The organism is Pantoea agglomerans, from assembly GCF_021397715.1.
Taxonomy (GTDB): Bacteria; Pseudomonadota; Gammaproteobacteria; order Enterobacterales; family Enterobacteriaceae; genus Pantoea; species Pantoea astica.
On record NZ_CP090207.1, the window covers coordinates 1192078 to 1218527 of the forward strand.

General features: G+C 57.5%; 24 protein-coding genes. 13 read left to right on the top strand and 11 right to left on the bottom strand.

What is annotated here, in order from left to right; all coding sequences use genetic code 11:
- Window positions 1-3: 3 nt before the first annotated feature.
- The 5 genes from bamC (at window position 4) to ypfH (ending at window position 5603) form a co-directional block, all read left to right on the top strand.
- Complete coding sequence (gene bamC / locus LZU96_RS05725; protein ID WP_233987418.1) at window positions 4-1035, top strand: outer membrane protein assembly factor BamC; 1032 nt, start codon at window positions 4-6, stop codon at window positions 1033-1035.
- A 146-nt stretch (window positions 1036-1181) separates the two neighbouring features.
- Window positions 1182-1895: a phosphoribosylaminoimidazolesuccinocarboxamide synthase gene (purC, locus tag LZU96_RS05730; RefSeq protein WP_233987419.1), complete on the top strand. Its 714-nt coding sequence runs from the start codon at window positions 1182-1184 to the stop codon at window positions 1893-1895.
- A gap of 126 nt (window positions 1896-2021) precedes the next feature.
- A complete protein-coding gene (locus LZU96_RS05735; RefSeq protein WP_233987420.1) occupies window positions 2022-2885 on the top strand; it encodes a neutral zinc metallopeptidase in 864 nt (287 codons plus the stop codon).
- Complete coding sequence (locus LZU96_RS05740; protein WP_233987421.1) at window positions 2882-4849, top strand: tRNA(Met) cytidine acetyltransferase TmcA; 1968 nt, start codon at window positions 2882-2884, stop codon at window positions 4847-4849. Before LZU96_RS05735 ends, LZU96_RS05740 begins: the two co-directional genes overlap by 4 nt.
- Before the next feature lie 73 nt (window positions 4850-4922).
- On the top strand, window positions 4923-5603 hold the full coding sequence (gene ypfH / locus LZU96_RS05745) for an esterase (RefSeq protein ID WP_233987422.1): 681 nt from the start codon (window positions 4923-4925) through the stop codon (window positions 5601-5603).
- Window positions 5604-5634: 31 nt separating this feature from the next.
- Here the strand turns inward: ypfH and LZU96_RS05750 are convergent, their stop codons facing one another.
- The 3 genes from LZU96_RS05750 to LZU96_RS05760 are packed head-to-tail and all read right to left on the bottom strand — an operon-like array spanning window position 5635 to window position 7340.
- Window positions 5635-5823, bottom strand: a complete 189-nt coding sequence (locus LZU96_RS05750) for a YpfN family protein (protein WP_233987423.1) — start codon at window positions 5821-5823, stop codon at window positions 5635-5637.
- Window positions 5824-5845: 22 nt separating this feature from the next.
- Window positions 5846-6973, bottom strand: coding sequence for a succinyl-diaminopimelate desuccinylase (dapE, locus tag LZU96_RS05755; protein WP_233987424.1), 1128 nt, complete (start codon window positions 6971-6973; stop codon window positions 5846-5848).
- A 1-nt stretch (window position 6974) separates the two neighbouring features.
- Window positions 6975-7340: an ArsC family reductase gene (locus tag LZU96_RS05760; protein WP_094121199.1), complete on the bottom strand. Its 366-nt coding sequence runs from the start codon at window positions 7338-7340 to the stop codon at window positions 6975-6977.
- 428 nt (window positions 7341-7768) lie between these two features.
- Between LZU96_RS05760 and LZU96_RS23570 the strand changes: the two genes are divergently transcribed.
- Window positions 7769-7816: a hypothetical protein gene (locus tag LZU96_RS23570; protein WP_227008733.1), complete on the top strand. Its 48-nt coding sequence runs from the start codon at window positions 7769-7771 to the stop codon at window positions 7814-7816.
- A 131-nt stretch (window positions 7817-7947) separates the two neighbouring features.
- On the opposite strand, the gene acrD is transcribed toward LZU96_RS23570, so the two are convergent.
- The 3 genes from acrD to narQ form a co-directional block, all read right to left on the bottom strand.
- Window positions 7948-11064 carry a multidrug efflux RND transporter permease AcrD gene (gene acrD / locus LZU96_RS05765; RefSeq protein WP_233987425.1) on the bottom strand — a complete coding sequence of 1039 codons (3117 nt, stop codon included), beginning with the start codon at window positions 11062-11064 and terminating at the stop codon, window positions 7948-7950.
- Between the two features lie 174 nt (window positions 11065-11238).
- The gene (locus tag LZU96_RS05770; protein ID WP_233987426.1) at window positions 11239-11871 is read right to left on the bottom strand and encodes a response regulator; all 633 of its coding nucleotides are present in this window, start codon (window positions 11869-11871) and stop codon (window positions 11239-11241) included.
- Between the two features lie 147 nt (window positions 11872-12018).
- Window positions 12019-13707, bottom strand: coding sequence for a nitrate/nitrite two-component system sensor histidine kinase NarQ (gene narQ, locus LZU96_RS05775; protein ID WP_233987427.1), 1689 nt, complete (start codon window positions 13705-13707; stop codon window positions 12019-12021).
- Between the two features lie 267 nt (window positions 13708-13974).
- Between narQ and LZU96_RS05780 the strand changes: the two genes are divergently transcribed.
- From LZU96_RS05780 to LZU96_RS05795, 4 genes are all read left to right on the top strand, one after another.
- The gene (locus LZU96_RS05780; RefSeq protein WP_233987428.1) at window positions 13975-14247 is read left to right on the top strand and encodes a YdgH/BhsA/McbA-like domain containing protein; all 273 of its coding nucleotides are present in this window, start codon (window positions 13975-13977) and stop codon (window positions 14245-14247) included.
- A gap of 280 nt (window positions 14248-14527) precedes the next feature.
- Window positions 14528-16024, top strand: a complete 1497-nt coding sequence (gene ansP / locus LZU96_RS05785) for an L-asparagine permease (RefSeq protein ID WP_233987429.1) — start codon at window positions 14528-14530, stop codon at window positions 16022-16024.
- Between the two features lie 144 nt (window positions 16025-16168).
- Complete coding sequence (gene nudK / locus LZU96_RS05790; protein WP_233987430.1) at window positions 16169-16747, top strand: GDP-mannose pyrophosphatase NudK; 579 nt, start codon at window positions 16169-16171, stop codon at window positions 16745-16747.
- Window positions 16748-16934: 187 nt separating this feature from the next.
- Window positions 16935-18008: a DUF1176 domain-containing protein gene (locus LZU96_RS05795; protein ID WP_233987431.1), complete on the top strand. Its 1074-nt coding sequence runs from the start codon at window positions 16935-16937 to the stop codon at window positions 18006-18008.
- Here LZU96_RS05795 and ampH read toward each other — a convergent pair.
- The 5 genes from ampH to amiA all read right to left on the bottom strand — a co-directional run bounded on the left by ampH (window position 18005) and on the right by amiA (window position 24648).
- On the bottom strand, window positions 18005-19168 hold the full coding sequence (ampH, locus tag LZU96_RS05800; protein ID WP_233987432.1) for a D-alanyl-D-alanine-carboxypeptidase/endopeptidase AmpH: 1164 nt from the start codon (window positions 19166-19168) through the stop codon (window positions 18005-18007). The genes LZU96_RS05795 and ampH overlap by 4 nt on opposite strands.
- Before the next feature lie 258 nt (window positions 19169-19426).
- The gene (gene tkt / locus LZU96_RS05805) at window positions 19427-21427 is read right to left on the bottom strand and encodes a transketolase (RefSeq protein WP_233987433.1); all 2001 of its coding nucleotides are present in this window, start codon (window positions 21425-21427) and stop codon (window positions 19427-19429) included.
- A gap of 58 nt (window positions 21428-21485) precedes the next feature.
- On the bottom strand, window positions 21486-22436 hold the full coding sequence (gene tal, locus LZU96_RS05810; protein ID WP_031375846.1) for a transaldolase: 951 nt from the start codon (window positions 22434-22436) through the stop codon (window positions 21486-21488).
- Between the two features lie 345 nt (window positions 22437-22781).
- Window positions 22782-23696: an oxygen-dependent coproporphyrinogen oxidase gene (gene hemF / locus LZU96_RS05815; protein WP_233987434.1), complete on the bottom strand. Its 915-nt coding sequence runs from the start codon at window positions 23694-23696 to the stop codon at window positions 22782-22784.
- A gap of 100 nt (window positions 23697-23796) precedes the next feature.
- On the bottom strand, window positions 23797-24648 hold the full coding sequence (gene amiA / locus LZU96_RS05820) for an N-acetylmuramoyl-L-alanine amidase AmiA (protein WP_233987435.1): 852 nt from the start codon (window positions 24646-24648) through the stop codon (window positions 23797-23799).
- 207 nt (window positions 24649-24855) lie between these two features.
- Here amiA and LZU96_RS05825 point away from each other — a divergent pair, with 207 nt between their 5' ends.
- The 3 genes from LZU96_RS05825 to LZU96_RS05835 all read left to right on the top strand — a co-directional run bounded on the left by LZU96_RS05825 (window position 24856) and on the right by LZU96_RS05835 (window position 26421).
- Window positions 24856-25281, top strand: a complete 426-nt coding sequence (locus tag LZU96_RS05825; protein ID WP_233987436.1) for a GNAT family acetyltransferase — start codon at window positions 24856-24858, stop codon at window positions 25279-25281.
- Entirely contained in the window at window positions 25271-25738 is a 468-nt protein-coding gene (locus LZU96_RS05830; RefSeq protein ID WP_233987437.1) for a DUF2919 family protein, read from the top strand. Before LZU96_RS05825 ends, LZU96_RS05830 begins: the two co-directional genes overlap by 11 nt.
- 65 nt (window positions 25739-25803) lie before the next feature.
- Window positions 25804-26421 carry an RpoE-regulated lipoprotein gene (locus LZU96_RS05835; RefSeq protein WP_233987438.1) on the top strand — a complete coding sequence of 206 codons (618 nt, stop codon included), beginning with the start codon at window positions 25804-25806 and terminating at the stop codon, window positions 26419-26421.
- Window positions 26422-26450 lie beyond the last annotated feature (29 nt).

Consider the following 26450-nt stretch of genomic DNA (forward strand, 5'->3'; position numbering starts at 1 on the left):
TGAATGAATTACTCAGTAAAGCGGTCAACGGTAGCCACAGTGGTGGGGCTTTCCACCCTGATGCTGTTGTCGGCCTGTTCAAGCGACCAGCGCTATAAGCGCCAGGTCAGCGGTGACGAATCTTATCTGCAAGCCAGCGAACTACATGAACTGAAAGCCCCAGCCGGGATGATCCTGCCGGTTCAGCGTGGCGATTTTGATGTCCCGCGCACCAGCAGCCAGGCCCCGACCGGCAAGCAGCTTGATATCCGTCCACCAGCGCAGCCGCTGGCGCTGCTGAACGGTACCCGCGCGCAATACAGCAATAATACCGGCGCGTTGATGCTTGATAACAGCCGTGGCTCCGTCTGGTCGCAGGTCGTCAATGTGGTGCAGTCTTACAAATTCCCGATTGCTTCACGTAATGACGCCGGACAGCAGTTGACCACCGACTGGGTTCAGTGGAACCGCGCTGATGAAGATCAGCAGTATCGTGGCCGTTACCAGATCAGCGTGCAGTCGCAGAGCTATCAGCAGCTGCTGACGGTTCGCCTGCTGGAACTGCAGCAGGATGGCAAAACCATCACTTCGCCTGCGCAGATCCAACGCTATACCGCGCAGATGCTTAACGACATCAGCACCGGCATGGATAAGATCCAGACCGCCAGCGAAAATGCGGCTTCGGGTCGGGTGAATGGCGCGATTGATGTGCAGAGCGGTGCGGATGATACCGGCCTGCCGTTGCTGATCCTGCGTACGCCGTACAACGTGGCCTGGCAGCGTCTGCCAGAGGCAATGAAACGCATCGGAATGGAAGTGACCGATACGACCCGCTCAACCGGCAGCATGAAGGTGACCTATAAATCACCGGGCAGCAGCGGCTGGGATGAAGTAGGCGCTAAAGATCCCGAATTGCCAAACGGGGATTATAAAGTGCAGGTCGGCGATCTTGATAACCGTACCAGCCTGCAGTTCATCGACCCGAAAGGGCATGTGCTGACCCAGTCGCAAAATGATGCGCTGGTGGCGGTGTTCCAGGGCGCGCTGAACAAATAAAAATGATGAAGGGCCGGAGATTCTCCGGCCTTTTTATTTTGTTTTTGGCATAATAGCGCGCGGCGAAGTAAACGATTGCGTCAAGGCAATCGCCGCAGCGGCACAGGCCGCTGGACACCCGTTATTTCAAGTCTGGAGTGAACAAGATGCAAAAGCGAGCTGAGCTGTATCGCGGTAAAGCGAAAACCGTATACAGCACCGATAACCCGGATCTGCTGATACTCGAATTCCGCAACGATACGTCAGCAGGTGACGGGGCTCGAATTGAGCAGTTTGATCGTAAAGGGATGGTGAACAACAAGTTCAACCATTTCATTATGACTAAATTGCAGGAAGCGGGTATCCCGACCCAGATGGAAGCGCTGCTGTCTGATACCGAAGCGCTGGTGAAGAAGCTGGAGATGGTGCCGGTTGAGTGCGTGGTGCGCAACCGTGCCGCGGGTTCGCTGGTAAAACGCCTGGGCGTGGAAGAGGGGCTGGTGCTCAATCCACCGCTGTTCGATCTTTTCCTGAAAGACGATGCGAAACATGACCCGATGGTCAACGAATCCTATTGCGAAACCTTTGGCTGGGTCAGCAAGGCAAACCTGGCGCGGATGCAGGAACTGACCTTTAAAGCCAACGAGGTTCTGAGCAAGCTGTTTGACGACGCCGGACTGATTCTGGTCGACTTCAAGCTGGAGTTTGGTCTGTTTAACGGCGAAGTGACGCTGGGCGATGAATTCTCGCCAGACGGCGCGCGCCTGTGGGACAAAGAGACGCTGGATAAAATGGACAAAGACCGTTTCCGCCAGAGCCTGGGCGGCGTGGTTGAAGCCTATGAAGCCGTTGCTCAGCGGCTGGGCGTGAAGCTCGACTAAGCCACACCGCACAGCAGAGAAAGGAGAGCCTCGGCTCTCCTTTTTTCATTTTGGCGTAAAGCTGGTTATTGCCCCGGCACACAACTAAAATCATGCCATCTGAGTAAACCGCTAAGGGAGTAAAGCATGCGCTGGCAAGGGCGTCGCGAAAGCGACAATGTAGAGGACCGTCGCGATCAATCGTCCGGTTATGGAGGCCGCCAGATCCGTCTGCCGCGCGGCAAGGGTGGTATCGTTCTGCTGATCGTGGTCGCGGTGGCCGGCTATTATGGCTATGACCTGACCGGCTTACTGACCGGCGGAGAGGTGGCGCCGACCAGTCAGCAGCAGCAGCGCAGCGTCAGCGCTAATGATGACGAGGCCGCGAAATTCACTAAGGTTATCCTGGCTACCACCGAAGATACCTGGGGCAAACTGTTCCAGCAGATGAACAAACAGTATGTCGCGCCGAAGCTGGTGATGTATCGCGGCGCAACCCGCACCGGCTGCGGTACCGGCCAGTCGGTAATGGGACCCTTCTACTGTCCTGCCGATCAGACGGTTTATATCGATCTCTCATTTTATGACGAGATGAAAACCAAACTCGGTGCTGGCGGTGACTTTGCCCAGGGCTATGTGATTGCGCATGAAGTCGGCCATCACGTGCAGAAGTTACTTGGCATCGAACCGAAAGTCCGCGAAATGCAGCAGGGTGCCAGCCAGACTCAGGTCAACCATCTGTCGGTCAAAATGGAGTTACAGGCTGACTGCTTCGCAGGCGTCTGGGGACACTATATGCAGCAGGAGAATATCCTGGAAGTCGGCGATCTGCAGGAGGCGCTGAATGCCGCCGAGGCGATTGGTGACGATCGTCTGCAACAGAAAAGTCAGGGACGGGTGGTGCCGGATAGCTTCACTCACGGCACCTCGCAGCAGCGCTACAGCTGGTTCAAGCGCGGTTTTGATAGTGGCAATCCGGGACAGTGCAACACCTTTGCCAGCAACGAATGACCCTGCAGCACACCACCGTCCTGATGCAGCAGGCCGGGATTCGACGGCTGGCAGTGATCAGCGGCGATCCCGCCTGGTGCCTGGCACGGGCGGCGGTATGGCGCGACGCGCTGGCGGGTGACTGGCTGACACTGGCCGACAGCGCGCTGTTTCCCGGTCCGCACTGCGCGCCAGGTGCGGTGCGCACTCTGCTGGGACGCGAATTTCATCACGCCATTTTCGATGCCCGCGCGGGCTTTCACGCCGACGCCTTCGCCGCACTGGCTGGCACCTTAACCGCCGGTAGCTGGCTGCTGCTGCTGGTCCCGCCCTGGGACCGCTGGCCGCACCAGCCGGATGCCGATAGCCTGCGCTGGGCGGATGTCGCCGAACCCATCGCCACGCCACGCTTCGTTCACCATCTGCAACAGCAGATTCTCACCGATGCCGAAGTGCTACTGGAGCGGCAGCATCAGCCGTGCCGTTGGCCGCCGCTGTCTGACAAGCCACGCTGGCAGTGTCAGGCACCGCAGCAGCAACAGGCGGTGCTGGAACAGTGGCTGGCAATGTCGTCTGGCGTGGCGGTCCTGACCGCCGCCCGTGGCCGCGGAAAATCGGCACTGGCGGGGATGCTGGCGCGTCACAATGGTCACGCGCTGGTGACCGCACCGGCCAGAGCTTCAACGGAGGTCCTGGCAGCGTTTGCCGGCGAGCATTTTCATTTCATGGCACCAGACGCGCTACTGGCGCTGGACCCGCCGCCTGCCGCTGAGTGGCTGATTATTGATGAAGCGGCAGCTATTCCCGCGCCGCTGTTGCAGGCGCTGGTCAGCCGTTTTCCCCGCGTGTTACTCACCACCACCGTACAAGGTTACGAAGGTAGCGGGCGCGGCTTTATCCTCAAGTTTTGCGCCGCACTGCCGCAGGTGCGCTATTTTACCCTTGATGAGCCACTGCGCTGGTCGCGTAGCGATCCGCTGGAGCGCTGGCTCAACCAGACGCTGCTGTTTGATGATGCCACCGCTGTCACGCCTTCCTCATCAGCCCTTCCGCATCCTGCCTCCCGCGACGATTTTCCGGCGTTGCAGGCGGCCTATCGCCTGCTGACCAGCGCCCATTACCGGACCTCACCGCTGGATTTACGTCGGCTGCTGGATGCGCCAGGTATGCAGCTGTGGCTGGCTGGCGAGACAGCGGCGTTGCAGGGCGCATTATGGCTGGTGGAAGAGGGTGGACTTGATCCAGCGCTGGCGCAGGCGGTGTGGGCCGGTACCCGTCGGCCACGCGGTAACCTGGTCGCTCAGTCGCTGGCGGCGCATGCAGGACTGACGGAGGCGGCAACGTTACGCTCACTGCGCATCAGCCGTATTGCCGTGGCGGCGGAAAGCCGTCGCCGTGGAATCGGCCAGCAGCTGGTGACCGCGGCCCGTCACGCTGCCGCTGATTACGACTATCTTTCCGTCAGCTTCGGCTACACTGAGTCTCTTTGGGCCTTCTGGCGCGCCTGTGGTTTTACCCTGGTGCGAATCGGCAGTCAGCGCGAGGCGAGCAGCGGCTGTTACGCCGCAATGGCGATGCTGGCCTGTTCTGCTGCCGGAGAAGCGTTGCAGCAGCGCGCGGCACAGCAACTGGCCCGCGACTGGCCGCTTTTACCTCAGCCTGTCGCGTTACCGGCAGGCGTTGTGATGCGGTATGACGCGGATTTTACCGATCAGGATGCCTGGCTGGCCGCCGGTTTTGCCTGGGCACAGCGGCCACTGGAGGCCAGTTTGCCGGTGTTGCAGCGGCTGGCTGGCCTCCGGCTGCAGCCGTTACCGCTGCTGGAAGCCGCGATTGCCGCGCCGGATGCGCTCAGCACGCTGGCCCGACAGGCGGGACTGAGTGGACGTAAAGCGCTGATTACTGCGCTGCGTCAGCAGACCGCCAGCGCGCTTGAAAACCTGCCAGGCCTGGACGCTGAGGCTCTGCGTCAGTCGTTGAAATAATTCGACCTGCGGGTTCAAATTTTCCTCATATCATTTCGCGCCCGGCGGCGTAGAGTGAAAACAGGAGGTCAACATGACACTGAAATATGTAATCGTTCAACAGCCCGCCACGGCGGCCCAGCTGTTTCTGCTTTATCACGGCGTAGGCGACAATCCGGACTCAATGGGCGAGATTGGCAGCTGGTTTGCCCGCACCTTCCCGGAGGCGCTGGTGGTGTCGGTGGGGGCGCCTGCCGCAGGCCGCCAGTGGTTTCCCGAAGCCGATTTACACGACCAGACGGTTCAGCAACGGGTCGACGCTGCGATGCCGCAGTTCGTCGAGTCGGTTCGTCACTGGCAGCAGCAGAGCGGTGTCCGGGCGGAAGCGACGGCGCTGATCGGCTTTTCGCAGGGCGGCAGCATGGTGCTGGAAGGGGTAAAAGCGCATGCCGATCTGGCGGGGCGGGCGGTGGTGTTTAACGGTCGCTTCGTCACGTTACCCGAGAAAGCCAGTACCCGCACCACGGTGCATCTGATTCACGGTGATTACGATGAGCAGATCCCGCTGCATCATGCGCAGCTGGCGGAGCAGCGTCTGACGGCGTTAGGCGGCGATGTTACGCTGGATATTGTCGACGATCTGGCCCATGCCATCGACCATCGCAGCATGGCGCTGGCGCTGGATCATCTGCGTTATACGGTGCCGAAGCGTTATTTTGACGAGGCGTTGAGCGGGGCGAAGCCCGGTGATGATGATGTCATCGTGATGATGTAAAAATGCCCTCGCTCAGCGAGGGCATCCGGCATTACTTCTTCTTCGGCCAGTCGTCGTCATCGTCCCATTTATCGTTAAAATCACGATGCGGCGGCAGGTTCGGTTTGTTATCCATAAATTTTTTGTGATCGATGCGTTTCAGATCTTTATACACATTCATCAGCACGCCAACCATCAGCAGGATCACCAGGATCCACCAGTAATCTTTAATAAACTCCATTTCCCGCTCCTTAACATCGCACTCAGGCGATCAGTTGTTCCATGATGCGTTGATACATCCGGCTCAGCATCTGCAGGTCGGAGGCTTTCACACACTCATTGATTTTATGAATGGTGGCGTTTACCGGACCCAGTTCCACTACCTGCGCACCCATGCGGGCGATAAAGCGGCCATCAGAGGTGCCGCCGGTTGTCAGCAGCTGCGGCTTAATTTCATTATAGTGCGCTACCGCTTTTACGACGGCATCCACCAGCTTACCGCGATCGGTCAGGAACGGCTGACCCGAGAGTTTCCACTCAATGGTGTAGCGCAACTGATGACGATCCAGCAGCTCTGCGACCCGCTGACGGATCATCGCGTCGGTCAGTTCGGTGCTGAAGCGGAAGTTAAACTGCACGAACAGCTCGCCGGGAATGACATTATTACTGCCGGTTCCCGCCTGTACGTTGGCAATCTGCATACTGGTCGCCGGGAAAAACGCATTGCCCTGATCCCATTCGACCGCCACCAGTTCGTTCAGCGCGGGCATCGCCCGATGCACCGGGTTATCCGCCAGATGCGGATAGGCGACGTGGCCCTGCACGCCGTGGATGGTCAGATTGGCGGTGATCGAGCCGCGTCGGCCATTTTTCACTACGTCACCGACCACTTCGGTACTTGAGGGTTCGCCGACCAGGCAGTAATCAAGCCGCTCCTGGCGTGCCATCAGGCGTTCAACCACCTTCACGGTCCCGTTGGCACCGCTGGCCTCTTCGTCTGAGGTGATCAGAAACGCCAGCCGCCCTTTATGGTGCGGATGGACGGCGACAAAACGCTCCGCCGCCACCACCATCGCCGCCAGCGAACCCTTCATGTCGGCCGCGCCACGGCCAAACAGCATGCCGTCGCGGATGGTGGGCTCAAACGGCGGATTGATCCAGCGGCTGGCATCGCCCGACGGGACCACATCGGTATGACCGGCAAAGGCCAGCGTTTCGCCTTCACCGCGGGTCGCCCAGAAATTCAGGGTGTCATCGATGTTCATGGTCTCAATGTGGAAACCAATCGCCTGCAGGCGGGCAATCAGCAGCGCCTGACAGCCGGCATCATCGGGACTGAGAGAAGGGCGACGAATCAGCTGTTGCGTCAGCTCAATGACCGGGCAAAACATATTACTTCTCCTGGATAGCATTCTGATAACTCGTCTCACTAAAGCCGGCAAGCAAAGTGCCATCCGGAGTGCGTAACAGCGGGCGTTTAATCATGGCGGGCTGGGCCAGCATCAGGGCTTTGGCGCTGTCGGCATCGGTGACGGCTTCGCGCTCTGCCTCGGGCAACTTGCGCCAGGTGGTGCCGCGGGTGTTGAGCAGGGTGGTGTAACCCAGCGCATCAATAAATTCCTGCAGCATCGCATCACTCAGGCCATCAGCGCGGTAGTCATGAAACCGATAGTCGATACCAGCCGCCGTTAAAAAGCCCCGGGCTTTTTTTATCGTGTCGCAATTTTTAATCCCGAACATCACCCACTGCGCGCTCATCGCCTGATCCTTATTATCCTGTGAAAAGTGGAAGCTGAAAAAAGCAGCCAAAGCGGGAGTTTAGCATAGTGCGATCCGTTGCGGCATCTCACCAGGCCAGCCTGACCTGCCGAAAAACGCTTTCGGCTGCGCCTGGTTTATCACCGGGTAACCGTTATCAATTTCAGCCGTAATCATTACCTGGCTTATCATTGGGTGATTGAGAATTTCGCCATGTTTGAAAAATAGTCTACCGCTGGGTTTATCAAAAATTATTTTCAGTCGGGTTAAGCAGTTGCTGAAATGTGCGTCAGCTACCAAATCCGATAAATCTCAGGTTTTATTCACCGCTGCCGATAGTGATAACAGGTGTAAACGTATTCACCTGATGAAAAAAAGCGCGTAACATTGCCATCACAATAAGAGAGGGCATTATGATTGACACTGAAATGGGGAACTGGAAAGAATTTATCGAAGCGATGTTACGCAACAAGTAACACGCTAAGAGACAAGCAGGGCGATTCCCCTCTTGCTGCAATTCTTACCACACACAGAAATAAGGCGGTCACTGACATCAGTGGCCGCTTTTTATTTCTGACCTTGCTGGCCCGGTTGCGGGCCAATCGGCTTAATCGTGTGGCTTCTCTTTTAGCGGGAAGCGCCGGCGGACCAGCACAAAGAACAGCGGTACAAAGAAGATCGCCAGCAGCGTGGCGGAGATCATGCCGCCCATTACGCCGGTCCCCACCGCATGCTGGCTGCCGGAACCGGCTCCGCTACTGATTGCCATCGGCAGCACCCCAAAGATAAACGCCAGCGAAGTCATCAGAATCGGCCGCAGGCGCTGGCGTGACGCCTCCAGCGTCGCGGCCACCAGTTCGCCGCCTTTGCTGTTGATCTCATTGGCAAACTCAACAATCAGGATGGCGTTCTTGGCGGAGAGCCCCACCACCGTCAGCAACCCGACCTGGAAGTAGACATCGTTCTCCAGCCCGCGCAGCCAGGTGGCGATCAGCGCCCCGACCACGCCGAGCGGCACCACCAGCATCACCGAGAACGGAATCGACCAGCTCTCATAGAGCGCGGCAAGACAGAGGAAGACCACCAGCAGCGAAATCGCATACAGCGCCGGGGCCTGTGAGCCGGAGAGCCGCTCCTGATAAGAGGCACCGCTCCACTGGAAGCCGACGCCCAGCGGCAGGGCGTTGACCAGTTTTTCCATCTCGTCCATCGCGGTGCCGCTGCTGACGCCATTCGCGGCTTCACCCACAATCTCCAGCGATGAATAACCGTTGTAGCGTTCAAGCCGCGGTGAACCAGTTTCCCAATGACTGGTGGCGAAAGCGGAGAAGGGCACCATGCCGCCGCTGCTGTTGCGCACGTACCACTTATTAATGTCTTCCGGCAGCATACGATATTCGGCCGCCGCCTGAACGTAGACCTTTTTCACCCGACCGCGATCGAGGAAATCATTCACGTAGCTTGAGCCCCAGGCGGTGGTCAGCGTGTCGTTGATGGTATCGAGTGAGACGCCCAGCGCCTGCGCTTTGCGATCATCAACATCAATCTGCAACTGCGGGCTGTCATCAAGTCCGTTGTGCCGCACCCGCGACAGCGACTTATCATTGGCGGCCATCTCCAGCAGCTTATCGCGCATCGCCATCAGCTGCGTATGCCCGACTCCGGCGTGATCCTGCAGTTGCAGGTCAAAGCCGGATGAGCTGCCCATACCAGTGATCGCCGGCGGGCTACTGGCGATCACCCGGCCCTCTTTGATCTTCTGAAAGGCTTTTGTGGCACGATCGATAATCGCGAATGAGGTGCGATCGGTGCCGGGGCGATCTTCCCAGTTTTTCAGCCGCACAAACAGGCGCGCTACGTTCTGACCGTTACCGCCAGGACCGGCACCGATGGTCGAGAACACCGACAGCACATTGGCTTTCTCTTCAGTCAGATAGTACTGCTCCACTTTTGCCACCACGGCGGCGGTTTGCTCCAGCGTCGCGCCTGCCGGCAACTGGACCTGGGTCAGGAACACGCCGCGATCTTCCAGCGGCAGGAACGAGGTTGGCAGACGCAGAAACAGGAAGGCCATCAGGCCGATAAGCGCCAGATAGAGCAGCAGCCAGCGGCCGCCCTTACGCAGAATGCCCGCCACGCCGTGCTGGTAGCGGTCAGCATTTTTATTGAAGTGACGATTAAACCAGCCGAAAAAGCCGCGACGATCGTGCGACTCGCCGGGCTTCACCGGCCTGAGCAGCGTGGCACACAGCGCGGGCGTCAGGATCATCGCCACCAGCACCGACAGCACCATCGCCGACACAATGGTGATCGAGAACTGGCGATAAATGGCCCCGACCGTGCCGCCAAAAAAGGCCATCGGCACAAATACGGCGGAGAGCACCAGCGCAATACCCACCAGTGCGCCCTGAATCTGGCCCATCGATTTACGTGTTGCGGCGCGCGGCGACAGTCCCTCTTCGCTCATCAGGCGTTCAACGTTTTCCACCACCACGATGGCATCATCCACCAGTAACCCGATCGCCAGCACCATGGCGAACATCGTCAGGGTATTGATACTGAAACCGCAGGCGTAGAGCACGCTGAAGGTGCCCATCAGCACCACCGGCACCGCGATAGTCGGGATCAGGGTAGCGCGGAAGTTCTGCATAAACAGATACATCACGCCAAACACCAGCACGATCGCCTCCAGCAGCGTCTTCACCACATCGGTGATAGAGGCTTTGACGAACGGCGAGGTTTCATAGGCGATTTTCGCTTCCAGTCCGTGAGGAAAATAGTGCGACAGCTCTTCAATACGCGCCCGCACCAGTTTGTCGGTATTCATCTCATTGGCGCCAGAGGCCAGTTTCACCCCTAGTCCGGAAGCGGGCTGGCCGTTGTAGCGGCTGAGGTAGTCATATTTTTCTGCACCCAGCGCTACGCTGGCGACGTCGCCCAGCGTCACTACCGAGCCATCCGGATTGTTTTTCAGGGTAATCGCCCGGAACTGTTCCGGCGTCTGCAGCATCGACTGAGCATTCACCGTGGCGTTAAGCGCCTGTTTCGCGACTGATGGCAGGCCGCCCACCTGACCGACGGCGACCTGGGCGTTCTGCGACTCGATTGCGCTGACCACATCATCGGTGGTCAGGGCGTAGGCGATCAGTTTGTTGGGATCGAGCCAGATACGCATCGCATACTGCGAGCCGTAAGCGTCAACCTGGCCGACGCCATCGATGCGGCTCAGCGGGTCCTGAATGTTACTGGCGACATAATCTGCAATATCCTGCTTATCCATGCTGCCGTCGGTGGAAACAAACGCCACCATCAGGATGTTGCTGTCACCGGTTTTATTGACCGTCACGCCCTGCGACTGCACTGCCTGCGGTAATTTGCGCAGCGCGGACTGCAACTGGTTCTGCACCTGCTGGCGCGCTTCATCCGGATCGGTTCCGGCGGTAAAGGTGAGCGTGATCTGCGCCTGGCCGGTATTACTGCTGTTGGATGACATGTACATCAGGTTATCGATGCCGGTCATGTTCTGCTCGATCACCTGGGTCACGGTGTTCTCCAGCGTCTCCGCCGAGGCGCCAGGGTAGTTAGCCGTAATGCGAACGTTTGGCGGTGCCAGATCGGGATACTGTTCAATAGGCAGCGAAATGATGGAAAGGGTGCCGCAAAGACACAGCAAAATCGCCAGAACCCAGGCAAAGATGGGTCGGTCGATAAAGAAATTCGACATTAAATCGACACTCCTCAGTGCTTTTTTTTTATCAGGAACGAGACCCCAGGAAAGGGTGCACCAGCAGAGCAACCGGATGATCTTCGCCACGATTTCCCGCCGTCACTTACTCTACGTGCGGTCAATTAGGAAATCGTGGAGAAATTGTGGAGAAAGTGTAAATTCCCCGATTATTTAACGATGGCGGCTTTCAAGCCAGAGTACCGTGGCGGCAACGCGTGAGCGCACATCCAGTTTACGCAACAGATTGCGGATATGCACTTTTACCGTCTCTTCCGAAATATGCAGAATGGCGGCAATCTCTTTGTTCGACAGACCGCGCGCAACTTCCTGTAGCACGTCACGCTCACGTTCAGTCAGCTGACGTAACGGATCGGCGCTGTGCTGGCGGTTAGCCAGATAACGGGCGACGCCTTCGCTGAAAACTTTTTCGCCCTGCGAGGCCTGCAGAATCTGCGCCAGCAGGATCTCCGGCTCGCTATCTTTCAGCAGATAGCCATCGGCACCGGCATCGACCATGGTGAAAATATCGCTGTGGGCGTCGGAGACGGTCAGAACCAGAATGCGCGATCCGATGCCTTCATGACGCAGCGCTTTAAGCGTATCCAGTCCCGACATGCCTTTCATATTCAGGTCGAGCAAAATCACGTCGGGTTCCTGCCGGCGCGCTTCTGCCAGCGCTTCAGTACCGTTGTTGGCTTCGGCGATCACCACCAGTCGGGGGTCCAGCGCCAGCAGCTGCCGGATACCCCGGCGCATCAGTGGATGGTCATCAACAATCATCAACGTTAATACGGGCTGTTGCATGTTCTTTTCCTTTTCCCCGATTGGTATCAGGCGGTTATGCGTGCTGCGGCTGACGCGGAAGGCTGCACCGCAGTGGCTTTGCCGTTCGTCAGTGGCCAGAAGGTGTCTGGCGATGGCACATCTACAGAGTTAATCCGCTTCAGAACGTTATTCGAACTGACGCGTCGGACGTGGTGGAAAACGCAGCGCCACCTGGGTGCCGCGAGGCAGAACGCTGATGCTCAGATTGCCGCTTAATCGCTGCGCACGTTCCGCCATAATGGTCAGTCCATAGTGGCCAGGCGGCTCGTCGGTGCTGCTGATGCCGACGCCATCATCGGTGATAGTCAGTAAGTGCTCACCTTGTTCGGTGCGCTGATAATCAATAGTAATGCGCTGTGCGCTGGCGTGACGAATCGCGTTCAGCAACGCTTCCCGCGCGATCTGTAACACATGCACCTGCTGCTGGGCTTCCAGGCTCTCCAGCCCCGGCTGATAGTTAAAGTCAATTTTCGCCCCGACCTGTTCCTGCAGCGAGGCGATCATCGCCTGCATCGCCGCCACCAGATCCGCCTGTTCAATGGTCAGGCGGAAGGTGGTCAGCAGTTCGCGTAACTGGCGATAGGCATCCGCCAGCGCCTGATCAAAGTCAGCAATGATACCGTGTGCGGCCTGGTCAGATTTATCGACGGTGCGCCGCAGCAGCGTGAGCTGTATGCGTAAAAATGAGAGCGACTGCGCCAGCGAATCGTGCAGTTCGCGAGCGATGGTGGTGCGCTCCTCAATTAGCAGCATCTGCTGATACTGCTTCTGCGCCTGCCAGATCCAGATGGCGCGTCCCAGCATCGCTGCCAGGCTGCGCATCAACTCCTCCGGCGGCGAAGAGGCGTGCGCCTGCCAGCGCAATTCACCTGGCTGCTGATCGTCCTGATGCAGCGGTAACCGTCGCCAGTCTGCTGCCGCATCCTCTTCACCGGCGCGAAACTGAAAACGGTCGCTGTCGAGCCGAATCGCCGTGAGTTTCTCGCGGGTCAGAACGTTATCCAGCACCGCTTCAAACAGCGCCGGATGCAGCGGGCTGGCGGTCAGCATTTGCGAGCTGTCATACAGCAGCGACAGCGTGCGGTTCGCCTGGGTGAGATCTTCGGTTTTGGCACGCACCGTACTTTCCAGTAACTGATAGTGCGAATGCAGACGTGTCGCCATGCCGCTGAAGGTGTGCGACAGCACCTTAAGCTCGTTCTGCTGCGCTACGTGCAGCGGCGGAAAATTAAAATTGCCGCTCTCAACATAGCGACTGGCGGTGACCAGCGCGTTAAGCGGGCGTACCACCTGCTGTCGGGTGAAACGAATCGTCATCAGCGCCAGCGCGACAATCGCAATCACGCCCGCCAGGCTACTCGCCGCCACCAGATGCATTTTCAGTTCGGTGTAGCGCTGCAGCCCCAGCACGAAGCGATCGATCTCGCCGACATAGAGCGGCACCTGTTGCTGATAAGCCAGGGTATCACCCTGTTCCAGCCGCTGCTGCAGTGACGGCCAGACCGCACGCAACCGCTGGTAGAGAATTTTCACCTCGCGCGGTACCCAGGGACGATCCAGCTTTTGCAGTACCGGTGCATCAAGCGTTTGCTGGAACAGCACCAGGTGCTCAGCCAGCTGCTGCGGCTGACGGCTGGCATCCCAGGCCATACGGTAGCTCTGCATTCGCAGTGAGCCAGCCAGATTGATCGCCTCGGCATCGCGCTGACTGCTGAAAAGCGTGACCAGCGCCAGACCGGTGGTGAGCAGTGACAGCAGGACGATGGCGCTGAGCGCCTGTGCAATGCTGCGGGTAACGGAACGTTTAACAATCACATGAATAGCCCTGTAAGGAGTGCGGGATTATAAGAGAGCGGTGACGCCACGCAAAGTCCCAATACACTGTTTGTTGCACAACCCGTTACATAAAGTACATAAAATCACCGCAGCTGACCCTTCCCAGGATAACGCGCACAACCCGGGTTAAAAAATAATCACCTTTACATTGATCCTATGTTGCCTTTCATTGCAGCGTTAATAATTCATCCAGTCATTAACGACGTTGCAGATCACATTTTGCAGATCACATTTATGGAGCATCCGATGAAAAAACTGAATGCAGTTCTGGCTGGTGCCCTGTTAGCCACCGCCTCATTTTCGACCTTCGCCGCGCAGCCGGTTGATCGTGAACAGGCGCAAAGTATGCAGAGCATCGGTAGCGTTTCGGTATCGAATGTACGTGGCTCGCTGGATGATGCCAGTCGCCAGCTGTCGCAAAAGGCTGAAGAGATGGGTGCCAGCCACTATCGCGTAATCGGTGTTGATAACCCAGGCGACTCCAGTCTCTGGACCGGCACCGCTGAGATCTACCGCTAAACCGACCCTCCTGTTTCCATCCCTGTAGCTTTTACCGGCCCGTTTGAGGCCGGTTTTTTTGTTTTTGTGCATCAGTACCGATTCTTACAAATCAACCTGTGCAGTTACCCACTATATTTTGCTTCGTTCTTGCAGAACGGGTAGGATTCATCGCCGTTAATTCCCGCGCTGCTTTCGCTAACTCACAGGCAGACGCACAGAGGAAAATACCCCATTTCGCATGGCATAACGCAATCGTTTGGATGTACTGCGAATGATGGTCAGGACAAACAGGAAAGCTATGAAATCGAATAAAAAATCTGCGGCCGAGATGCGCGCTGCAAAAAGACGCTGGCTGAATTCGCACGACAGCGGCTACCAGAAGGCGATGGGCAACCGTCACGTTCAGATGATCGCTATCGGCGGCGCCATTGGTACCGGCCTGTTCCTTGGTGCCGGTGGCCGCCTGCAGGCCGCTGGCCCGGCACTGGCCATTATCTACCTGGTGTGTGGCATCTTCTCATTCTTTATCCTGCGCGCATTGGGCGAACTGGTGTTACATCGCCCCAGCAGCGGCAGCTTCGTCTCTTATGCCCGTGAGTTCCTCGGTGAAAAAGCCTCCTACGTCGCCGGCTGGATGTATTTCGTCAACTGGGCGATGACCGGTATCGTCGACATTACCGCCGTTGCGCTCTACATGCACTACTGGGGCGCGTTTGGCGATGTCCCGCAGTGGGTCTTTGCACTGGGCGCGCTGGCGATTGTGGGTACCATGAACATGATCGGCGTGAAGTGGTTCGCCGAAATGGAGTTCTGGTTCGCGCTGGTCAAAGTGCTGGCGATTGTGCTGTTTCTGGTGGTGGGCGTGGTGTTTCTTGGCACCGGCAAACCGCTGGATGGCAACAGCACCGGTTTCCATCTGATCAGCGATAATGGCGGCCTGTTCCCGCATGGCTTACTGCCCGCGCTGGTGCTGATTCAGGGTGTGGTCTTTGCCTTCGCCTCGATTGAATTAGTCGGTACGGCGGCAGGCGAGTGTAAAGACCCGAAAACCATGCTGCCAAAAGCGATCAACAGTGTGATCTGGCGTATTGGCCTGTTCTATGTCGGCTCAGTCGTGCTGCTGGTATTGCTGTTGCCGTGGAACGCCTATCAGGCGGGTCAGAGTCCGTTTGTGACCTTCTTCTCGAAACTGGGCGTGCCCTATATTGGCAGCATCATGAATATCGTGGTGCTGAGCGCGGCGCTCTCCAGCCTCAACTCCGGCCTCTACTCGACGGGACGTATTCTGCGCTCCATGTCGATGGGCGGATCGGCGCCGAAATTCATGTCTAAGATGAACGGTCAGCAGGTGCCTTATGCCGGCATTCTGGTCACCATCGGCGTTTATGTGATTGGCGTGGTGCTGAACTACTATGTGCCGTCACAGGTGTTTGAGATTGTGCTGAACGTTGCGTCGCTGGGGATTATCTCCTCCTGGGCCTTTATCGTGGTTTGCCAGCTGCGCCTGCGTAAAGCAATCAAAGAAGGCAAAGCGGATGACGTCAGCTTTAAGCTGCCAGGCGCGCCGTTTACCTCATGGCTGACGCTGCTGTTCCTGTTCAGCGTGCTGGTGCTGATGGCGTTTGATTACCCGAACGGCACCTACACCATCGCTTCTATTCCGCTGATCGCGGTGATTCTGGTGCTGGGCTGGTTTGGCGTCCGTAAGCGCGTCAGCGCTATCGCCGAAACCGAACACGATCACCATGAAGAAGAGGCGAAGCCAGTCCGGCTGGCTGACGAAAGCCCGCGTTAATCTCTGCCTGTTATAAAGAAGCCAGCCTGCGTGCTGGCTTTTTTATTGCCGTTCGCCAGCCACCCCGACGGGCGAATTCAGATAGTTTTCCCGCCAGCTTCATCCTATGATGGCAGACTCCCTTTATGCCGTAGCGGAGCAAGCATGTCGTTTAAGATCAATATCATCAAAGATAAGTTGCTGTCTGAAAACTGGTTTGTGCTACGCAACGTCACCTATGACATCACCGACCAGCGTGAGCGGGTGATTCGCCATAAACGCGAAGTCTACGATCGCGGAAACGGGGCGACTATCCTGCTCTATAACCGCGAAAAGAACAGTGTGGTGCTGACGCGTCAGTTCCGCATCGCCACCTGGGTCAACGGTAATCAGGACGGCATGTTAATCGAAGCCTGTGCCGGGTTACTCGACGACGATTCCCCGGAAGATTGTATTCGCAAAGAGGCGATTGAAGAGACCGGCTACGCGGTCGGTGAGGTAGAAAAACTCTATACCTGCTATATGTCGCCGGGCGGCGTTACCGAGCTGATCCATTTCTTCGCCGCCGAATATAATGAATCGTTGCGTGACAATGCGGGCGGTGGCATTGAAGATGAGTCGATCGAGGTGCTGGAGATCGGATTCCCGGAGGCGCTGGCGATGATTAAAGATGGCCGTATCTGCGATGGCAAAACCGTGATGCTGTTACAGCATGCACAGTTAGCGGGCTGGTTAACACCCTGACGCACGCCGGTCATCGATCCAGTTTTATCCTGAGAGCCAACAGCCGATGCGTGGCTTTCGAACCAATCATGCACGCTTTTTAAGCAGTTAACCGCGCTTTCTGGACGGGTTCACAGAATGCGGCCATCAACGGGCCCGTTGATGCGCTATCATCTCCACTCTGAGTATTCGGGGATCGATTTTCTTAATGTCGTATTGGATGAAATCGCTGTGGCTGTCGTCTTCGCTATGGGTTGCCTCTGTGCAGGCCGATCCGTTGCAGAAGTCATTTAACGACTGGCAAATGACCTGCAACAACGCGGCATTCTGCGTGGCACGCAATATTCCGGGTGACAAAGGACTGGTAATGACGATTTCGCGCCATGCGGGCGTCAATGACCGTCCGCTGTTGCGTATTGACTATGGCAGCGCCTACAGCGGCGATCTGCCGGGCGGGCCGCTGCAGGATAATCTGTTACTCGATCAGCGCCGCCTGAAACCCGATCTGAAACACTGGACGGTGGAACCCCATCATCTCGCCACCAGCAACGCCATCGCCATCGATGAGTTTCTTGATCTGGTGCTGGACGCCAAAACCGTGCAGCTCACTTACGATCCCAATGCGCTGATCTCACTTCGCGGCATGAAAGCGGCCCTGCTGCTGATGGATGACGTGCAGGGCAGGGTAAACGGCATGAGCGCCTGGGTTAAGCGCGGCGATCGTGCCAGCTGGGATGTCCCGCCGTCGCCATCCCTGCCGCAGTTACCGCCAGCGCCGCCACCGCCCGCAGCCCTGACCCGCGAAGAGACCAGCGGCCTGATCGACTACGGCACCTGGCGAATTAATACCGACTCCTGCTCGCTGGACCCGATGCGGCGCGAAGTGAGCGTCGCGCCACTGACCGATCAGAAAGCGCTGCTGCTGGTGAGTTGTGAAATGGGTGCGTATAACGTCATCGATCTGGCGTTTGAGGTGACACGCAGCCAGCCCTATGTGGCGCGCGGCGTGACGCTGACCCTGCCGTTTACTCCACCTGGCGGCAGCGAACGGCAGCTTGATCTGATTAATGCCGAGTATGATGCGGCCACCGGACAGCTCTATACCTTCGGCAAAGGGCGCGGACTGGGAGATTGCGGCAGAGCGACACGCTGGCAGTTCGACGGGACGCGGTTTGTACTGGCGGAGTATGCTGAAGAATCGACCTGTGATGCCTGGCACAGCAGCGATGACTGGCCCACCCTGTGGGTAAGCCAGTCCGCGGCAGCAGTACAACAGCGTTAACGAATCGCCTGCACCATCATCGGTGATCCGAGCTGATTCCCCACCAGTTCGGCCAGCATATTGTTAACGCCATCGCTCATCGGCGTGAAGCGGGTGAGCGGTGAACGGGTAACCACCACAAAAACCCCGACGTTATGCTGCGGCACCATCGCCATATAGGTAATGAAGCCGCCACCGCCGCCGGTTTTCTGAATAATGCCGGGACGTCCCTCTTTGGGTCCCATATAGACCCAGCCCATTCCCAGCGCGTCGGCTTTGCCCGGCACATCCATGCCTTCGACTTTGTGTAACTGGTCACGACGATAAATCAGCGTCTGCAGACGATCGATCTGAGGCGTGCGATGGTTCACGGATGAGTTAAGGAACTGCTGCATCCAGCGGCCCATGTCATCTGGCGTGGAGTAGACGCCACCGCTGCCAATCGCCGCCAGGGTATTGTTGCAAGGGCTGGCCCCTTTCTCGGCGACCATCAGGCGGCCGCACTGCTCGGGCGACGGGGTAAAAGTGGTATCTTTCATGCCGAGCGGCCGGGTAATCAGCTGCTGGAACAGCGCCGGATAAGGCGTGCCGGCTGCCCGCGCTAAGGCATCGCTCAGCAGATCGTAACCCAGGTTGGAATAGGCGGCATTGCTGCCCGGCGCGGCTTTAAGCTGGGCGCGCGACAGCCAGTCCCAGCGCTCGCCGCGTGTTGGCCAGACAAACACCGGACGATGCGGTTTACCGCCCGGCTGCTCACGCGGCAGACCGCTGGTGTGGGTCGAGAGGTTAATCAGCCGAATCGGCTGGCCGTTGAAGCTCGGCACCCGGGCGCCCGGTGGCGCATATTTACTCAGCGGATCGTCAAGGCGAATCTGCCCGCGCTCCGCCAGCTTCACCATCACCTCGCTGGTCATCAGCTTACTGAGTGAAGCAATACGAATCAGCGAATCCTTCTGCGGTCGCACATTGTTGCCTGGCCGGGTTTCACCAAAGCTGGCGAAAACGCGCTGATTACCATCAATCGCCACCAGTGCCATACCGGTCGCGCCGCTGCCGTAGAAGATATGTTCTGCATAGCGATCGACAATCTGTGACGCCAGCAGCGGATCGGGCGCGACCTGCGCCATGCTTTTTAATGGAAGCAGAGAAACCATCAAGGCCAGTAAATAAGATGTGCGCATGTTCAACGGAGAGGGCTTCGCTATAGAAACGGAGAAAAATGCTGCCTTAATCTTCAACCTTTGGCAGGCAGCGAACCGCATCATTCCGTCAGACCACAGATAGGAAGAGGCGGGCGGCCAGCGTACAGGCAGCGTAAAGTATGACGGGTCTATAGTAATCAGTTTGCGCGAGGCGTGAAGAGGGGAAAAGAGATTTTTTTCTGTTTCAGGCTATGAGCAGAAATGGCCCTTCCCGCAAGCGCGGGAAGGGCAAAAGCATTAAACTGGCTTGAGTAATGCTTCAGCGTGGCTGACGATGTTTTCAATCGTGAAGCCAAACTCAGGGAACAACTTACCGGCCGGTGCTGATTCACCGAAGGTGGTCATTCCGACAATCGCACCATCCAGGCCGACATACTTGAACCAGTAATCGGCGATACCGGCTTCAACCGCCACCCGCGCTTTCACGCCGCTCGGCAGCACCGATTCACGGTAGGCAGCATCCTGCGCATCGAACAGATCGGTCGACGGCAGTGAGACAACCCGCACTTTATGGCCGCCGGTGGTCAGCTTCTCCGCGGCGCCCAGGGTGATCTCAATCTCCGAACCGGTAGCAATCAGAATCACCTCTGGCGTACCGTCACAATCTTTCAGCACATAACCGCCGCGCTTGATGTTCTCAATCTGCTCTGGCGTGCGCTCTGGTTGCAGCAGGTTCTGACGTGACAGGATCAGCGCCGTCGGGCCGTGATGACGCTCTACCGCCGCTTTCCATGCCACCGCTGTCTCGACCTGATCGCACGGACGCCAGACGCTCATGTTCGGCGTCAGGCGCAGGCTGGCGATCTGCTCAACCGGCTGGTGCGTCGGGCCATCTTCGCCCAGACCAATCGAGTCATGGGTGTAGACCAGAATCTGCCGCGCCTTCATCAGGGCCGCCATACGCGCCGCGTTACGTGCGTACTCAACAAACATCAGGAAGGTTGCGGTGTAAGGAACAAAACCGCCGTGGTGCGCGATCCCGTTACCAATCGCCGTCATACCGAACTCACGCACGCCGTAGTGAATGTAGTTACCGGCCGGATCGTCTTTAATCGACTTCGAGCCGGACCAGATGGTCAGGTTACTCGGCGCCAAATCAGCGGAACCGCCGAGGAACTCAGGCAGTAACTTGCCGTAGGCTTCCAGCGAATTTTGCGATGCTTTACGGCTGGCAATTTTCTGTGGATTAGCCTGCAGGTCATTGATGAATTTGGTGGCTTCTGCTTCCCAGGTCGACGGCATTTCGCCATTCATCCGGCGCTCATACTCCAGCGCCAGCTCAGGATGGGCCTGCTTATAGGCGGCAAATTTCGCATCCCAGGCTTTTTCGCGCTCCGCACCGGCCGCTTTCGCATCCCACTGCTGATAAATATCGGCCGGGATTTCAAACGGCGGATAGTTCCAGCCGAGCTGCTTACGCGTCAGCGCCACTTCTTCCTCACCCAGCGCCGCGCCGTGCGACTCCTCTTTACCGGCTTTGTTCGGCGAACCGAAACCGATAATGGTGCGGCAGATAATCAGTGACGGCTTATCTGTGACGCTCTGTGCCTCTTTAATCGCCTGGCTGACGGCTTCCGGATCGTGTCCGTCGATGTCGCCAATCACATGCCAGTTGTAAGATTCAAAGCGTTTATGGGTGTCGTCGGTAAACCAGCCTTCGGTTTCGCCATCAATGGAAATGCCATTGTGATCGTAGAAGCCGATCAGTTTGCCGAGGCCAAGGGTACCGGCCAGCGAACAGACTTCGTGCGAAATCCCTTCCATCAGACAGCCATCGCCCATGAAGACATAGGTGAAGTGGTCAACGATGTCGTGATCCGGACGGTTAAACTGCGCCGCCAGCGTGCGTTCAGCAATCGCTAAGCCAACCGCGTTTGCCAGTCCCTGACCCAGCGGGCCAGTGGTGGTTTCAACGCCAGGGGTGTAGCCGATCTCCGGGTGGCCCGGCGTTTTTGAATGCAGCTGACGGAAGTTTTTCAGCTCTTCAATCGGCAGGTCATAACCGGTCAGGTGCAGCAGGCTGTAAAGCAGCATCGAACCGTGGCCGTTGGAGAGGATAAAGCGGTCGCGGTCAAGCCAGGCGGGGTTGGTCGGATTGTGCTTGAGGAAGTCGCGCCAGAGCACTTCTGCGATATCTGCCATGCCCATAGGCGCACCGGGGTGACCTGAGTTTGCTTTCTGTACCGCATCCATACTCAGTGCACGAATCGCGTTTGCCAACTCTCTGCGTGAGGACATAAAGTTCTCCCTTGTTAAGAATCAGGGCGGGAAATTCCCGCCCGACTAAAATTGAACACTACAGGCGTGCGGCCAGCACATCTTCCAGCTTCTGCTGGTCAACCGCGAACTGACGGATACCGTCAGAAAGTTTTTCCACCGCCATCGGGTCCTGATTATGTTCCCAGCGGAACTCAGCCTCAGAGAGCGGCGACGGCTGATGGAAGCCTTCGGTTGACGGCTCCAGTTTACGCTCCAGCGGCGCATCGCTGTTCTGCAACTCTTCCAGCAGGTTAGGCGAAATGGTCAGGCGGTCGCAGCCGGCCAGCGCCACAATCTGCTCCACTTTACGGAAGCTGGCGCCCATGATGATGGTGCTGTAGCGATGCTTTTTGTAGTAGTCGTAGATGCGACGAACGGATTTCACGCCCGGATCTTCATCGACCACATAGGGGTCCATCGGTTTGCGGCTGTTGTACCAGTCATAAATGCGGCCAACAAACGGCGAGATCAGGAACACGCCCGCCTCGGCACAGGCCCGCGCCTGGGCAAAGGAGAACAGCAGCGTCAGGTTACAGTTGATGCCATTCTTCTCCAGCTCTTCCGCCGCGCGGATGCCTTCCCAGGTGGAGGCCAGTTTGATCAGAATACGTGAGCGATCGATACCGTGCTCTTCATACAGGCGAACCAGTTTCTCTGCTTTGGTCACACACATGCCACGATCGAAAGAGAGGCGCGCATCCACTTCGGTCGAAACACGGCCCGGTACGCTTTTCAGAATCTCCATACCGAGGTTAATCGCCACTTTGTCACTGGCGTTGATGATCTGCGTCTCTTTGCTGCCGCCCTGTTTTTTGGCGTAGTCAATCGCATCATCGATCAGGTGTTTATAGGCATCAAGACTGGAGGCTTTGAGGATCAGCGACGGGTTGGTGGTGGCGTCTTCCGGGTGGTAATTACGAATCGATTCAATATCACCACTGTCCGCCACCACGGTGGTGAACTGTTTCAGGGCTTCTAGCTGGTTCATTTCTACACTCCTTGAAAAGAAAACATGAAAGCGAAAAGGGAGCACCTCAGGCCTCGGAGCCAATCTATGGCGTGCTTTGCTACCGGGAACGCGAACCCATAACATTGCAACAGACACTTTCGGATGAAAATGCGGTTTCTCTGATTGTTGCGCTGCGAGGCGGTGCGAAGGAGCCGTCATGCGGTGTTAACCGTGGGGTGCGCCATATTCCACCCTTAAGCATAGCAGCCAGGATAAATGACGCAGGCAACACTGTAGCAATCCGTGCCGTATCAGAAGGGGTAGAGGCGGAGAAGGGCGGTGAAACCGCCGCGCGGGCGCAGAGCCACGCGGCGGAAGCGGGGATTATGAGGGCAGATTCAGCCAGTTCTTCACCGGCAGGAAATCACGGTAGAGCGCCGCTTCAGGGGAGTCTTCCGCCGGTTGATAAGCATATTCCCAGCGCACCAGCGGCGGCATCGACATCAGGATCGATTCGGTCCGGCCACCGGTCTGCAGGCCAAACAGCGTGCCGCGATCCCACACCAGATTGAACTCCACGTAGCGGCCGCGACGATAGAGCTGGAACTGCCGTTCCCGATCGCCCCACGGATGATCTTTACGCCGTGCCACAATCGGCTGATAGGCGTCGATAAAGCCGCGGCCCACCGCCTGCATAAAGCGGAAGCACTGTTCAAAGTCGGGCGTATTCAGGTCGTCAAAAAACAGGCCGCCAATGCCGCGCTGCTCATCACGATGCTTCAGGTAAAAGTAGTCGTCGCACCACTTTTTATAGCGTGGATAGATATCGTCGCCGAACGGCTGACAGAGATCGAACGCGGTCTGATGCCAGTGCAGCGCATCCTCTTCGAAGCCGTAGAACGGCGTCAGGTCAAAGCCGCCGCCAAACCACCATACCGGATCGGCACCCGGTTTCTCTGCAATAAAGAAACGCACGTTGGCATGGCTGGTGGGCACGTAGGGATTATGCGGATGGATCACCAGCGACACGCCCATCGCTTCAAAACTGCGGCCGGCCAGCTCTGGCCGGTGCGCGGTGGCTGAGGCCGGCATCTGGTCGCCATGCACGTGCGAAAAGTTGACGCCCGCCTGTTCAAACACTGCGCCGTTGCGCAGCACGCGGCTTTGTCCGCCGCCGCCGCCTGGGCGCTGCCAGCTATCTTCAGCAAAGGCTGCGCCGCCATCTTCAGCCGCCAGTCGGGTACAAATCTCATCCTGCAACGCCAGCAGGAACGCTTTTACGCGGGAAATATCAGCCATCTCTTCGCTTATCGTAAGTGTTAGTCTGCCGCGATTATACGCAAAATCTGGCGGCTTGCATGGCTGCGGCAGGCACAGCGCCATAAACGGTTAGCCGGGATCAGGCATTGCGTCGATCAAATTCGTCAAAGTAATTAACGATGCCACCGGCGATGGCGGCGGCAATTTTCTGACGAAACGCATGAGTCCCGAGCAACTGTTCTTCACGCGGATTAGTAATAAAGGAGGTTTCGACCAGCACCGAAGGAATCGACGGAGACTTCAGTACCGCAAACGCCGCCTGTTCCGTGTGCTGACTGTGCAGATGATGCACCGGCCGAATCTGATCCAGCACATGCTTGCCCAGCGTCAGGCTGTTTTTGATGGTATCGGTCTGAACCAGATCGAACAGGATTTGCTGCAGATAGTGATCCTGCTGCTGGACCTTTTCGCCGCCCAGCTTGTCGGCATCATTCTCGCGCTGCGACAGATAACGCGCCATCGAACTGCTGGCGCCGCGATTAGAGAGAGCAAAGACCGAGGCGCCATTGGCGTCCGGACTGGTGAAACCATCGGCATGGATCGACATAAACAGATGCGCGCCGTGCTGATGGGCAATCTCAACCCGCTGGTAGAGCGGAATGAAATGGTCGCTGTCGCGCGTCAGCCGGACTTCAATGTGCGGATGATTCTGTAACTCACGCTGCACATTGCCGGCAATTTCCAGCACGATATGTTTCTCTTCCGATCCCTCTTCGCCCACCGCGCCGGAGTCGATGCCGCCGTGGCCAGGGTCGAGCATCACGATGCGTTTACCCCCTTTTGCTGGCGGAGCCGGGCGCGGATGACGCGTACTGTTCTGCAGCGCGGCAGACGCCTCTTTGGCCTGAACGGCACGCGGCGATAAAATGGCCAGCGCCAGCCCGGAAAGCAGTAACTGACGACGGTGAATCAAACGTTTAAGCAATTGCATGGACAGGCCCGCTAAGAAAAATCCTGCCGATGTTATAGCGTAACGCTATGCTGGCTGCGATCTCTGAAACATTTCAGGGCATTACTTTGTATTTCAGTCCACGAACAGAAAAATTGCGTTTTTTATTTGCTGCCAGCGAGGCGAGGGTTGCGTGCGCCGAAGAATGCGTGATAATCAGCAAATTGTGCTTAGTTGCAGGTAAAGAAGATGGAAATCCGCGCCTTCCGGCAGGAAGATTTTGAAGAAGTGATCACCTTATGGGAACGTTGCGATTTGTTACGGCCATGGAACGATCCGGAGCTGGACATCGAACGTAAAATGCATCACGACCCCGATCTTTTCCTGGTCGCTGAAGTGGGCGGCGTGGTTGTCGGTACGCTGATGGGCGGTTACGATGGTCATCGCGGTGCGGCATACTATCTGGCGGTCCATCCCGATTATCAGGGCCGTGGTTTTGCCAACGCGCTGATGAACCGGCTGGAGAAGAAACTGATTGCCCGCGGCTGTCCGAAACTGCATCTGATGATCCGTGAAGAGAACGATCAGGTGGTGGCGTTTTACGAGAAGCTCGATTACGAGCCGGTCGATGTGCTGCTCTACGGCAAGCGTCTGATTGAAGATCGTGAATATTAATCCTTCACCCGACTATCTGCCGGATGAATATGACGGCAAAGGGCAGCTGCGGCTGCCGTTTCTTTTTTGGCTGATCCTGTTGCTGCAGGCGCGTACCTGGCTGCTGCTGGTGATGGCGGGGGCCTCACGTCAGCAGGGCAACGATCTGCTGGCACTGTTTTATCCTGACTCGCAGGCGTTCTGGACTGGCCTCGCACTGGGCTTACCGGCGCTGGCGGGTCTGCTGCTGACCGGTTACCGGTCGCGCTGGCCGCGGCTATGGCAACACTGGCGTAGCGTGCTGGCGCTGTCGCTGCTGGTAAATCTACTGTGGCAGGGCGCGCAGTTTGCCCAGGGCGATCTGCTCAGTTCACCACTGCCGCTGCTGCTGACGCTGTTTGATCTGCTGGCGTTGATCTGGCTGCAAAGCAACCGTCGCCTGCGCGACTGCTTTTTGCCTGAACACCATCTTAAATAAACTTTTTGCCGCTTTGCGACTCCAATCAGTTCCGCCTTTCCGGCATCGCATTAACAGGAGTTTTCATGAAAGCTGTTCGTACCACGCTACTGATGGCCACCGTTGTGTTGAGCGGCTGTGCCAGTTCGGGTTCCGGCGCTGACCGTAGCCAGCAGGTAAGCTGGTGGAATCCGCTGAGTTATCACTGGTCTTCGGCGCTGCCGTGGAACTGGTTTGGTTCCTCACTGACCGTGACCGAGCAGGGTGTGGGTGGCGTGACCGCCTCGACCGCCATGAATGAAAGCGCCATCAATGACGGACTGAACGGGGATTACACCCTGCGTCAGGGGATGCGCAGCCACAATGGCGAAGTGGTTTCCTTCTGGCAGGCGCTGAAAGAGGGCGAGGTTAAACTGGTGGTCTACGGTCAGACACAGCCAGAACGGATTGAGGTGATGGACGGCAATATTGCCAGCGCTGATGGCAGCAAAATCGGCGATCTGTTCAGCAATAAATTCAGTAAAGCCTTCGACAACTGCACCTTAGCCAGCGGCACCGATGCGCGTGACGTGGCGTGCCGTGCGCCCGGCAGCCAGCATCTGACCTATGTCTATCATGGCGACTGGCATGGACCGGAAGGTTTGATGCCGTCAGACGATACGCTGAAAAACTGGAAGCTCAGCAAGATCGTCTGGCAACGTTAAGCGCGCCAGCGCTGTTAGCGGCGGCTGGC